At 59.5% G+C, this 13,036-nt stretch carries 7 protein-coding genes and 3 rRNA genes; all 10 read right to left on the bottom strand.

Annotated features, from left to right (window positions below):
• Window positions 1-65: 65 nt before the first annotated feature.
• The gene (gene recN / locus KTR60_RS15550; RefSeq protein ID WP_228401009.1) at window positions 66-1,844 is read right to left on the bottom strand and encodes a DNA repair protein RecN; all 1,779 of its coding nucleotides are present in this window, start codon (window positions 1,842-1,844) and stop codon (window positions 66-68) included.
• 2 nt (window positions 1,845-1,846) lie between these two features.
• Complete coding sequence (locus KTR60_RS15555) at window positions 1,847-2,794, bottom strand: NAD kinase (RefSeq protein ID WP_003946132.1); 948 nt, start codon at window positions 2,792-2,794, stop codon at window positions 1,847-1,849.
• On the bottom strand, window positions 2,791-3,630 hold the full coding sequence (locus KTR60_RS15560) for a TlyA family RNA methyltransferase (RefSeq protein ID WP_003946142.1): 840 nt from the start codon (window positions 3,628-3,630) through the stop codon (window positions 2,791-2,793). Before KTR60_RS15560 ends, KTR60_RS15555 begins: the two co-directional genes overlap by 4 nt.
• Before the next feature lies 1 nt (window position 3,631).
• Window positions 3,632-3,874 carry a hypothetical protein gene (locus tag KTR60_RS15565; RefSeq protein ID WP_003946140.1) on the bottom strand — a complete coding sequence of 81 codons (243 nt, stop codon included), beginning with the start codon at window positions 3,872-3,874 and terminating at the stop codon, window positions 3,632-3,634.
• Between the two features lie 76 nt (window positions 3,875-3,950).
• Window positions 3,951-4,934: an HAD-IIA family hydrolase gene (locus KTR60_RS15570; protein ID WP_007731903.1), complete on the bottom strand. Its 984-nt coding sequence runs from the start codon at window positions 4,932-4,934 to the stop codon at window positions 3,951-3,953.
• Window positions 4,931-5,872: a hypothetical protein gene (locus KTR60_RS15575; RefSeq protein WP_228401010.1), complete on the bottom strand. Its 942-nt coding sequence runs from the start codon at window positions 5,870-5,872 to the stop codon at window positions 4,931-4,933. Before KTR60_RS15575 ends, KTR60_RS15570 begins: the two co-directional genes overlap by 4 nt.
• Window positions 5,873-5,933: 61 nt before the next feature.
• Window positions 5,934-6,050 (bottom strand): 5S ribosomal RNA (rrf, locus tag KTR60_RS15580).
• Between the two features lie 153 nt (window positions 6,051-6,203).
• Window positions 6,204-9,339, bottom strand: a 23S ribosomal RNA gene (locus tag KTR60_RS15585).
• Between the two features lie 327 nt (window positions 9,340-9,666).
• A 16S ribosomal RNA gene (locus KTR60_RS15590) occupies window positions 9,667-11,184 on the bottom strand.
• The 16S, 23S and 5S rRNA genes sit together here, the layout of an rRNA operon.
• Window positions 11,185-11,755: 571 nt before the next feature.
• Window positions 11,756-13,033: a tyrosine--tRNA ligase gene (gene tyrS, locus KTR60_RS15595; protein WP_007736194.1), complete on the bottom strand. Its 1,278-nt coding sequence runs from the start codon at window positions 13,031-13,033 to the stop codon at window positions 11,756-11,758.
• Window positions 13,034-13,036 lie beyond the last annotated feature (3 nt).

Below are 13,036 nucleotides of genomic sequence, written 5' to 3' on the forward strand. Positions count from 1 at the left end.
ACCGCGTTGACCGGTGGAGGCGCGCCGACAACTACCACATCAGTCACACCAACACCACAGAACCTTCAATCTGTGACGCGGGCCGCATTCGCGATCTCGAGCAGTTCTTCGGCGTGCGCACGACCGGTCTCGGTGTCGTCCAGCCCTGCCAACATACGGGCCAATTCGACCACCCGATCCGAATCCGACAAGGTCCGCACGCCACTGCTCACCACTCCGCCTTTGTCGTCGACCTTGTCCACCACGAGGTGGGTGTCGGCAAACGCAGCAACCTGCGGAAGGTGGGTGACGACGATAACCTGATGCGTACGAGCAAGTTTCGCCAATCGGCGGCCGATCTCGACAGCAGCGCGACCACCGACCCCCGCGTCCACTTCGTCGAAAACCATCGTCGCGCCGGTGTCGCTACCAGCGAGAACAACCTCGAGCGCCAGCATGACGCGTGACAGCTCGCCACCGGAAGCGCTCTTGCTGATCGGAAGTGACGGTGCCCCGCTGTGCGCAGACAGACGAAATTCCACCTCGTCGACGCCGGCAGACCCGGCATGAAGGTCTCCTCCCCCGACGCTGAGCGGCGCCGAGTCCTGCGGGCCGGCAGGCTGCGAACGCACAGTCACCTCGAGACCCGCACGCCCCATCGCCAGACCGGCGAGTTCCGCGCTGACGGCTTTGGCGAGCTTTGCCGCTGCCTTGACTCGCGCGGCGCTCAGCTTTGTGGCGGCTTCCGCGGTGAGGCCAGCCGTCTCCTCGACCTGCTTGGCCAACAGCGACAACGCATCCGAGGACACGTCGAGTTTGGACAGACGAGCGCGAGCGGTATCTGCCCATTCGAGAACACCGTCGACATCGGCGGCGTACTTGCGAGTCAGAGTCTTCAGTTCCGATTGCCGCGACAGCAGCGAGTCCAGAGCACCCGGGTCTGCGGGCAGCCCGGACAGATAGGTGTTCAGGTCACCGGCAACATCGGTGACGACGGCAATAGCGTCGGCCAACCGGGAACCGAGGCCGTCCAGATCTGCGTCGGTGACCGACTCGATACGCGCCCGCGCTTCGGACATCAGGTCTAGCGCCGGCATGACCCCGACGTCGCCGCTTGCCATGTCGTCACTACCGGCGAGCGCAGCGTGCGCCTCTTCCGCAGCCGAGCGGAGCGAATCGAGTTCACTGAGTCGTCGAACTTCGGCAACTATCGCCGTGTCCTCGCCTGGCTCGGGTGCCACGCCGTCGATTTCGTTGAGCGCGAAGGTCAACTGATCTGCTTCTTGCGCCAGTTCACGAGCCTTCGACGTGCGTTCGATCAACTCCGAACGAGCATCGAGCCATTCACGACGGTGTTTGCGGTACCTCGTCAGCAGCGTTCCGATTGCCTTGTCCCCGAAGCGGTCCAGCGCATTGCGTTGCTGGTCGGGACGAAGCAATCGCAGCTGATCGTTCTGTCCGTGGACAGTCAGAAGTGGGTCCGTGAATTCGGAGAGAACTCCCGCCGGCACGCTTCGTCCGCCGAGATGAGCCCGTGAGCGGCCGTCGCTGCCGACTGTCCGGACGGCGATGATGGTCCCGTCCTCGTCGCGCTCGGCGCCGGACGATTCCAGGATTCGGACGATCTCACGCTCGGTGGCCGGTGAGACGTCGTCGGCGATGAATCGTCCTTCGACGACGGCTCGCGACGCGCCCAACCGCACCCGACCGGCATCGGCTCGCGCTCCGCTGAGGAGGTGCAAGCTGGTGACGACCATCGTTTTACCTGCGCCGGTTTCACCGGTCAGGACGGTCAGGCCCTCGTGGAACTGGGCGCTGGCCTCGGAGATCACACCAAGACTGTCGATACGGATCTCTGCGAGCACGATTAAGGCTTCCTTCCTCGCCATCCGGTAACCGGAAGCTCGAACTTGCGAACCATCCGATCAGCGAAGGGCGCAGAGTCCAACCGGACCCACTTGACGGGAGTGGCGCCGCGAACGATCTCGACGCGAGCGCCGGCAGGCAGTTCCAACGTACGACGCCCGTCGCAGAAGACCAGGCCGTCGTGGCTACCGGCGACGGTCTCCACCGCGATGATCGAATTCGGGCTGGTGACCAACGGCCGCGCGAACAGCGCATGCGCGTTGCTGGGTACGACGAGCAAAGCTTCGAGTTCGGGCCACACGACAGGGCCGCCTGCGGAAAATGCGTAAGCGGTCGAGCCTGTAGGAGTGGACACGAGAACACCGTCGCAACCGAAGGCAGACACCGGTCGGCCGTCGACTTCGAGGACAACTTCGAGAACTCCCAGACGCGAACGATTCTCGATACTGGCCTCGTTGAGCGCCCACCCGCGATCGATGATCTCGTCGTCCACCCGAATCACAACGTCGAGTGTCATACGGGACTCGACGCGATATTCCTTGCGAACTACCTGTGCGAGCGCCTCGTCGAGATGCTCGGCCTCGGTCTCTGCCAGAAATCCGATCCGTCCGAGGTTGATGCCCAGTACCGGAATGGACGCTTCTTGAGCGAGTTCGGCGGCGCGCAGAAATGTGCCGTCACCACCGAGAACCAGAACTAACTCGCATCCGACGGCAGCATCAGGGCCGGGATGAACAACCGTGACGTCGAGACCCGGCGCAGAGAAGCCCGCGGGTTCCGTCATTGCTTCGATGCGCGAGCTGTCTGCTTCGTCGACGAGGACTCGCAGCCCGATTCCCGCCCGTTCGAAAATCTTCCCGACTCGTTTGGCGGTTTCCGTGATGTCACGTCGACCAGGGTGTGCGACAAGAAGGATCTCGCGCGACTCGCCGTTCGTGACCGCGTTCACTGGGGCCCTTCCTCTACAGCCTTGCGAATCATGTCCTCCACCGAAGGAATTCCCTCGGTGTCCGGCTCGTGATCACCGGGCGAACCTGTCTTTCGAAGCCACAGGAAATACTCGACATTTCCCGACGGACCGGGCAATGGGCTGGCCACAACACCTAACGTCCGCAGACCTACCTTTGCAGCAGCCTCCGACACGTCGAGCACAGCCGAGATTCGCAATTCCGGATCTCGTACGACGCCACCGGCACCGACGCGGTCCTTGCCCACCTCGAACTGAGGCTTGACCATCGGAACCAGGTCCGCGCCGTCAGCAGTACAGGCGACAAACGCCCCGAGTACAAGTTTGAGAGAAATGAACGACAAGTCCGCGACAACGAGATCGACAGTTCCGCCGATGGTCTCTGCATCAATTGCACGAACATTGGTTCGGTCGATGACGTGCACCCGGTCATCGGACTGCAGGCGCCACACCAGTTGTCCGTAGCCGACGTCGACTGCGACAACTTCCTTCGCACCACGCGTCAGCAGAACATCGGTGAACCCACCGGTGGATGCGCCGGCGTCGAGGCAACGGCGACCTTCGACCGTCAATCCTTCGGCACCGAAGGCGTCGAGTGCGCCGATCAGTTTGTGAGCACCTCGCGACGCCCACGAAACTTCCTGCTCCACCTCGACGACCCGAAGTGGCGTTCCGGCTTCGATCGCCGTCGCAGGCTTGGTCGCAACGGCTCCCGAGATGAGAACTCGCCCGGCGGAAATCAGTTCTTGCGCATGATCTCGTGACCGTGCGAGTCCGCGACGGACAAGTTCGGCGTCCACCCGTGCTCTACGTGCCACGTCAAGCCCTGTCTACAGAGGCGAGTGCCTGGACGAGCACCTCGTGTGCCTGTTCCAAAATATGTGCCTTCTGCGGAATCACACCTGCTCCGTGCTGATCGTTCGGATCCTGTTCGATGCCACCGAGGCGCGCCAGCAAACCGTCGACGTCAGAACGTATGCGTTCCGGATCGACGGAAGGGCGTGGCCCGGGCAACGGAGATCCGTTACTCGTGTTTCCGGGGTGCGGTGTCGGCGTGCTCATCGGGCACAACGTTAGTGCATGACTCTCGGTTACGCATACACCCGCACCCCCGCGAGTCGAACACATTTGCGAGAGATCAGACGAGCCAGGATGCAAACAGATCCGCCACGCCGGCATCCGACGCTTCCAGGGTCCGGAACGACGGATTAGCCCATGCGACAGGCGCAACCGCGCGTAGAAGCGACATCTCGTCCCCGACAACCGGGCCGTCGACAACCAGCGCCGACCCGTTCACGGAGACAGACCACTTGGAGTCCGCACCGACCAGCGATTCGACGGCCGGCTGATTGAGCGAATCCAGAGTTGCTGCAATGTAGGTGGGGCGCTGCTCAACCGGAGCCCGCAGTACGTCACCCGGCGTGCTCACACCGGTGAGAACCAACAACGAGTCGATCGAAACAGCTTGTGCGCCTTCGATATCGGTGTCCAAACGATCACCGACCACCAGTGGACGCGAGCACCCGCTGCGAGCGAGCGCGTCCTCCATCAGCGGTGCAGCAGGCTTACCTGCCACCAACGGTTCCTGCTTGGTCGCAGCGCGTAGAGCTGCCACCATCGAGCCGTTGCCCAGCACCAAACCCCGCTCCGACGGCAGTGTTGTGTCCAGGTTTGCCGCTACCCACAGCGCACCGGCCCGGATCGCCAAGCACGCCTCGGCAAGGATCGACCAGTTGGTCTCCGTCGAATGTCCTTGAACGACAGCAACCGGAGAATCCGCGAATTCGCGCACCGGAAGCAACCCGACGCGCGTCACCTCGTCGGCCAATGCGTCGGTACCGACGACGAGCACAGCGGCACCGGGTTCGAGACGCTCCGACAGCAGACGCACTGCCGTCTGAGAACTGGTGACGACACGATCGTCTTCGGAATCGAAACCGAGTTCGGTCAGATGCGCCGACACTGCCGAAGGCGAGCGACTCGCATTGTTGGTCACGTAGTACAAGGCCTGCGTGCCCTGACCGAGAGCGGCCTGGGTGCCGGGAATCGCATGAGCTCCGGCGTACAGAGTGCCATCGAGATCGAGCAAAAGTACGTCGTACTGAGTACGAAGCACGGTCACTGATCTTCTCCGGTCAACTCGGCCACCCGTTCTTCAGCATCCGTGTCACCCTCGAGGTCAGCAGCTGCAGCGTTGAGGAACCATTTCAGTCCGTCTTCGACACGACCAGCTGCAACGAGGGCATCGGCGTAGGCGTAGAACAGCCGAGCCGCAGCTTCACCGGTACGCGCTGCGTCCAGATCCTTGGTCTGCAGTGTGACAACTGCCTGGTCGAACTGACCGAGATCCATGCGGGCGCCCGCGACGACGATCCTCAACTCAGACGCCTCGTCGCCCGAAAGCAGGGCAGCCTCGTCGCTACGGCCGAGCTCGATCGCGCGTTCGGGTCGACCCAAACCGCGTTCGCAGTCGGCCATGACAGCGATCAGACCCGGTCCGCCAGCCATTCGACGGGCAGCACGAAGCTCGGAGAGAGCTTCAGCCCATTCACCGGCGTGGTACGCGGTGATTCCGGCAGCTTCACGAACGACCGCAATTCGGCCGGCGCGCTGACGGGCAGCGCGAGCGTGGAGCAGTGCGAGTTCCGGATCTTCGTCGACGAGCTTGCCCGCCATGACGAGGTGACGCGCAACCGTGTTGGCGTTGTCCTTGTCGAGGCTGAGCAGATCCCGACGAACGGCCGGGTCCAACTCCGTGGGCTCTACGCTGTCGGGCAAATCCGGTTCGTCAGGTCGTGCTTGCTGACGGTTGCGGTCGCCATCGCGTCCACGAGGGGTGAACCCACCCTCGCCGCCGCGACGCTGTCCGCCGTTGAATCCGCCGCCGCGGTTACTGTTTCCAGCACCGCCACGGTTGTTGTCTCCGGCACCACCGCGGCGGTCTCCGCCTGCAGCGCCGCGTGATCCACGCCCGTCGTTGTCACGACGGGGGCCACCTGATCGAGGCGCTCCTCCCCCACGGAAGGACCGACGCTCGTCGCCATTCTCCGACACAGTCATTCCTCTCATACAACGCACGAAAGGGGACCCAATATGTTGGGTCCCCTTTCGGTTAACGGGTGTTCGGCGGTGTCCTACTCTCCCACACCCTGTCGAGTGCAGTACCATCGGCGCTGAAGGGCTTAGCTTCCGGGTTCGGAATGGGACCGGGCGTTTCCCCTTCGCTATGACCGCCGTAACTCTATGAAACTGTCACAGTAACCTTCTTCTGATCACCTGGTTTCACCACCCGTCAACACCAGTTTCTGGTGTTGGGGGATGGAGAAAACAGGGTTTCTCATCAGTATCTGTGTGTTGTTTCAGATACCGCACAGTGGACGCGTAGCTTCTTTGTGGTAAGTCCTCGGCCTATTAGTACCAGTCACCTGCATGCATTACTGCACTTCCAGTTCTGGCCTATCAACCCGGTGGTCTGCCGGGGGCCTTACCCCCTCGAGGGGGTGAGAAACCTCATCTTGGAACAGGCTTCCCGCTTAGATGCTTTCAGCGGTTATCCCTTCCGAACGTAGCTAACCAGCGGTGCTCCTGGCGGAACAACTGGCACACCAGAGGTTCGTCCGTCCCGGTCCTCTCGTACTAGGGACAGCCTTCCTCAAGTTTCTAACGCGCGCGGCGGATAGAGACCGAACTGTCTCACGACGTTCTAAACCCAGCTCGCGTGCCGCTTTAATGGGCGAACAGCCCAACCCTTGGGACCTACTCCAGCCCCAGGATGCGACGAGCCGACATCGAGGTGCCAAACCATCCCGTCGATATGGACTCTTGGGGAAGATCAGCCTGTTATCCCCGGGGTACCTTTTATCCGTTGAGCGACACCGCTTCCACTTGCCGGTGCCGGATCACTAGTCCCGACTTTCGTCCCTGCTCGACCTGTCAGTCTCACAGTCAAGCTCCCTTGTGCACTTGCACTCGACACCTGATTGCCAACCAGGCTGAGGGAACCTTTGGGCGCCTCCGTTACATTTTGGGAGGCAACCGCCCCAGTTAAACTACCCACCAGGCACTGTCCCTGAACCAGATCATGGTCCGAGGTTAGAGGTCCAATTCGATCAGAGTGGTATTTCAACAACGACTCCACGATAACTGGCGTCACCGCTTCACAGTCTCCCACCTATCCTACACAAACCGAACCGAACACCAATACCAAGCTGTAGTGAAGGTCCCGGGGTCTTTTCGTCCTGCCGCGCGTAACGAGCATCTTTACTCGTAATGCAATTTCGCCGAGTCTACGGTTGAGACAGCTGAGAAGTCGTTACGCCATTCGTGCAGGTCGGAACTTACCCGACAAGGAATTTCGCTACCTTAGGATGGTTATAGTTACCACCGCCGTTTACTGGGGCTTAAATTCTCAGCTTCGCTCCCGAAGGAACTAACCGGTCCTCTTAACCTTCCAGCACCGGGCAGGCGTCAGTCCGTATACATCGTCTTACGACTTCGCACGGACCTGTGTTTTTAGTAAACAGTCGCTTCTCACTGGTCTCTGCGGCCCCACCCAGCTCAGACAGTAAATGTCGTCACCAGACAGGGCCCCCCTTCTCCCGAAGTTACGGGGGCATTTTGCCGAGTTCCTTAACCATAGTTATCTCGATCGCCTTAGTATTCTCTACCTGACCACCTGTGTCGGTTTGGGGTACGGGCCGTGTGAAAGCTCGCTAGAGGCTTTTCTCGGCAGCATAGGATCACTGAATTCGCCTCAATCGGCTACGCATCACGTCTCAGGCTTGTATGCGACCCGGATTTGCCTAGGTCACGCCCTACACGCTTACACCAGTATTACCACTGACTGGCTCAGCTACCTTCCTGCGTCACCCCATCGCTTGGCTACTACCAGATCAGGTCCCATGCATCCACCAACTCGAGACCCGAAGGTCTTCTCGTGGCTTCAGGATGGTTAGTATCACTGATTCACCATGGGCGCGTTCACACGGGTACGGGAATATCAACCCGTTGTCCATCGGCTACGCCTGTCGGCCTCGTCTTAGGTCCCGACTCACCCTGGGCGGATTAACCTGGCCCAGGAACCCTTGGTCATTCGGCGGACGAGTTTCTCACTCGTCTTTCGCTACTCATGCCTGCATTCTCACTCGTGTGGCCTCCACGGCTAGGTCACCCTGCCGCTTCCATGGCCACACGACGCTCCCCTACCCATCCACACACCTGCCAGAAAATCCTTGGATCAACTGGGGGCTATTGCGTGAATGCCGCAGCTTCGGTGGTGTACTTGAGCCCCGCTACATTGTCGGCGCAGGATCACTTGACCAGTGAGCTATTACGCACTCTTTCAAGGGTGGCTGCTTCTAAGCCAACCTCCTGGTTGTCTTCGCGACCCCACATCCTTTTCCACTTAGTACACGCTTAGGGACCTTAGCTGGCGATCTGGGCTGTTTCCCTCTCGACTACGAACCTTATCGCCCGCAGTCTCACTGCCGCGCTCTCACTCACCGGCATTCGGAGTTTGGCTGATTTCGGTAAGCTTGTGGGCCCCCTAGACCATCCAGTAGCTCTACCTCCGGTGAGAAACACGCGACGCTGCACCTAAATGCATTTCGGGGAGAACCAGCTATCACGGAGTTTGATTGGCCTTTCACCCCTACCCACAACTCATCCCCTCAGTTTTCAACCTAAGTGGGTTCGGTCCTCCACGACGTCTTACCGTCGCTTCAACCTGGCCATGGGTAGATCACTCCGCTTCGGGTCTAGAGCATGCCACTACGATCGCCCTATTCGGACTCGCTTTCGCTACGGCTACCCCACACGGGTTAACCTCGCGACATGCCACTAACTCGCAGGCTCATTCTTCAAAAGGCACGCCATCACCCCCAGCAGTAAACTGCTCGAAGGCTCTGACGGATTGTAAGCGCACGGTTTCAGGTACTATTTCACTCCCCTCCCGGGGTACTTTTCACCTTTCCCTCACGGTACTAGTCCGCTATCGGTCACCAGGGAGTATTCAGGCTTATCGGGTGGTCCCGACAGATTCACACCAGATTTCACGGGCCCGGTGCTACTTGGGTTTCCATTACAACAGTCACAAAGTTTTCGTGTACGGGATTCTCACCCTCTACGACAGGCCGTTCCAGACCACTTCCACTAACCCTGTGATTTCTTACTGTTGGCCAACACGGCAGTATTGACAAAATGAACCCCACAACCCCACGAATGCAACACCTGCCGGCTATCACACACCCATGGTTTAGCCTCTTCCGCTTTCGCTCGCCACTACTCACGGAATCACGGTTGTTTTCTCTTCCTGTGGGTACTGAGATGTTTCACTTCCCCACGTTCCCTCCACACGCCCTATATATTCAGGCGCGGGTAACACGACATCACTCGTGCTGGGTTTCCCCATTCGGACATCCTCGGATCACAGCTCGGTTGACAGCTCCCCGAGGCTTATCGCAGCCTCCTACGTCCTTCATCGGCTCCTGGTGCCAAGGCATCCACCGTACGCTCTTCATTACTTACAACAAAGATGCTCGCGTCCACTGTGCAGTTCTCAAACAACACACAAACAACCACACACACGTTGACACCAACACCCACCAAAGTGGACCGGTATGACAACTGCAGTCATTTGTCGTTACTTCCTTCGAGGAAACACTCGCGTGTTCTCTCAGGACCCAACAGTATGTCGATATATTGTTCGTCGGTTTCCCACAGAGGAGAAACCGTACGACGATCAAGTTTGTCAGCGATCCACCCATGAGCAACCGCCGGACAACATCGTGTCCGAAACGGTCTCTGCCAACCAGTAATTCACCTGTGTGAACCCTGACATTGGAGAAGCTCCTTAGAAAGGAGGTGATCCAGCCGCACCTTCCGGTACGGCTACCTTGTTACGACTTCGTCCCAATCGCCGATCCCACCTTCGACGGCTCCCTCCCACAAGGGGTTAAGCCACCGGCTTCGGGTGTTACCGACTTTCATGACGTGACGGGCGGTGTGTACAAGGCCCGGGAACGTATTCACCGCAGCGTTGCTGATCTGCGATTACTAGCGACTCCGACTTCACGGGGTCGAGTTGCAGACCCCGATCCGAACTGAGACCAGCTTTAAGGGATTCGCTCCACCTCACGGTCTCGCAGCCCTCTGTACTGGCCATTGTAGCATGTGTGAAGCCCTGGATATAAGGGGCATGATGACTTGACGTCGTCCCCACCTTCCTCCGAGTTGACCCCGGCAGTCTCTTACGAGTCCCCACCATAACGTGCTGGCAACATAAGATAGGGGTTGCGCTCGTTGCGGGACTTAACCCAACATCTCACGACACGAGCTGACGACAGCCATGCACCACCTGTATACCGACCACAAGGGGGGCCACATCTCTGCAGCTTTCCGGTATATGTCAAACCCAGGTAAGGTTCTTCGCGTTGCATCGAATTAATCCACATGCTCCGCCGCTTGTGCGGGCCCCCGTCAATTCCTTTGAGTTTTAGCCTTGCGGCCGTACTCCCCAGGCGGGGCGCTTAATGCGTTAGCTACGGCACGGATTCCGTGGAAGGAACCCACACCTAGCGCCCACCGTTTACGGCGTGGACTACCAGGGTATCTAATCCTGTTCGCTACCCACGCTTTCGTTCCTCAGCGTCAGTTACTGCCCAGAGACCCGCCTTCGCCACCGGTGTTCCTCCTGATATCTGCGCATTTCACCGCTACACCAGGAATTCCAGTCTCCCCTGCAGTACTCAAGTCTGCCCGTATCGCCTGCAAGCCAGCAGTTGAGCTGCTGGTTTTCACAAACGACGCGACAAACCGCCTACGAACTCTTTACGCCCAGTAATTCCGGACAACGCTTGCACCCTACGTATTACCGCGGCTGCTGGCACGTAGTTAGCCGGTGCTTCTTCTGCAGGTACCGTCACTTGCGCTTCGTCCCTGCTGAAAGAGGTTTACAACCCGAAGGCCGTCATCCCTCACGCGGCGTCGCTGCATCAGGCTTTCGCCCATTGTGCAATATTCCCCACTGCTGCCTCCCGTAGGAGTCTGGGCCGTGTCTCAGTCCCAGTGTGGCCGGTCACCCTCTCAGGTCGGCTACCCGTCGTCGCCTTGGTAGGCCATTACCCCACCAACAAGCTGATAGGCCGCGGGCCCATCCTGCACCGATAAATCTTTCCACCACCCACCATGCGATAGGAGGTCATATCCGGTATTAGACCCAGTTTCCCAGGCTTATCCCGAAGTGCAGGGCAGATCACCCACGTGTTACTCACCCGTTCGCCGCTCGTGTACCCCGAAAGGCCTTACCGCTCGACTTGCATGTGTTAAGCACGCCGCCAGCGTTCGTCCTGAGCCAGGATCAAACTCTCCGTTGAAGACTCTAGATATCACCAACCCGAAGGCCGGCTAATCAGTCATAGACAAAAAGAGTCAAATCACTAGCAAAAAAACTCAACTAGCAAAAAATGTGTCGGCAACCATTCAGACGGAAGAATGAACAATCACCGACGAAAAATACTCACACCACACACAAATCAACCAAACCCCAAGAGGCGGTTGATCATTCGCGGATGTGAAGTACCAAAAAAATTTTGGCACTGACATTCATCGACACACTGTTGAGTTCTCAAAGAACACGCACACACCATCACTTCAACCAGGTTGAAAGCTCCGGGGCAAGGGTTACAATCTTAGCTTGTTCGCTCCAGGGAAGCAAGTTCCCGCTGAGCGTGATTGTCTCCGACTTCGTCCAACCGCGTTCCCCGGCCTGTCGGTCGGGGTTGGTGTCCGTGTCGCTCTGACTTGGACAAAGTTACGCGAATGAAAACTGAGCGTCAAACGTGCAGGTCGCAGATGTTCGACAGGTTAAATCCGCTGGTAGCCCGCCCGGAGGCGGGCCACCAGCGGCCACAGGAGCCCCGCAAGACAACTGTGACCCCACACACGTCAGTTTGGAAGGATTCTCACGCCGGCGAAGTTGCGCTTTCCGCGCCGGACGACCAACCAGCTGCCGTGAAGCAGATCGGATGCGGTGGGCTCCCAGTCGTCGGCCGACACCTTCTGGTTGTTCACCGAAGCACCGCCCTCTTTCACGGCGCGTCGAGCGGCCCCCTTGCTCTCGCACAAGCCGCTCGTCACGAGCAGATCGATGATCGTGCGCGGCTCCCCCGGCGCCAATTCGCTGACCGATGCTTCTTTCAGCGCCGCGGCTAGCGTCGACTCGTCGAGTTCCGCCAGCTCCGCCTTGCCGAACAACGCCTGACTGGCGAGCTCGACAGCACGGGTGTTGTGTTCCCCGTGAACCAAGGTCGTCATCTCCGCGGCAAGTCGCTTCTGCGCTTCTCGCGCATGCGGCCGCTCTGCCGTTGCAGTCTCCAACTCTGCGAGTTCATCCGCAGTCAGGAAGGTGAACCAGCGCAGGTACTTGATCACGTCAGCGTCGCCGGTGTTCACGAAGTACTGGTACCAGGCGTACGGGCTGGTCATCTCGGGGTCGAGCCACAAACTTCCGCCACCGGTCGACTTTCCGAACTTTTTGCCATCGGCCGAGGTCACCAGCGGAACCGTCATTGCATGAACGCTCTCACCGTCGACACGACGGTTGAGTTCGACGCCGGCAATGATGTTGCCCCACTGATCGGACCCGCCGACCTGCAGAGTGCAGCCGAGGTCGCGTCGCAAGTGCAGGTAGTCGTTGGCCTGGAGCAGCATGTAGCTGAACTCGGTGTACGACATCCCGTCCGACTCGAGACGACGCTTCACGGTGTCACGCGCAAGCATGACGTTCACGGAGAAGTGTTTGCCGACATCACGCAGGAAGTCGATGGCCGACATCTTGCCGGTCCAGTTCATGTTGTTCTCGATGACCGCGCTCGTCGGCGAATCGTCGAAATCCACGAATCGTTCGAGCTGACCACGGATGCGACCTGCCCAGTCCGCGACGGTATCGGCGGAGTTCATCGTCCGTTCCCCGACGTCACGGGGGTCTCCGATCAGGCCCGTTGCACCGCCGGCAAGAACGATCGGGCGGTTGCCGGCGCGCTGAAACCGCTTGAGCGCGAGGAGCGGAACCAGGTGACCTGCGTGCAGGCTCGGTCCTGTCGGGTCGAAGCCCGCATACAACGTGACCGGTCCGGCCTCGAGATCTTTACGCAAAGCGTCGAGATCGGTTGATTGGGCGATCAGCCCGCGCCAGGTCAGTTCGTCGAGAATATTCTCAGTCACGGA

The organism is Rhodococcus sp. C1 (assembly GCF_020809065.1).
Lineage (GTDB): Bacteria > Actinomycetota > Actinomycetes > Mycobacteriales > Mycobacteriaceae > Rhodococcus_F > Rhodococcus_F qingshengii.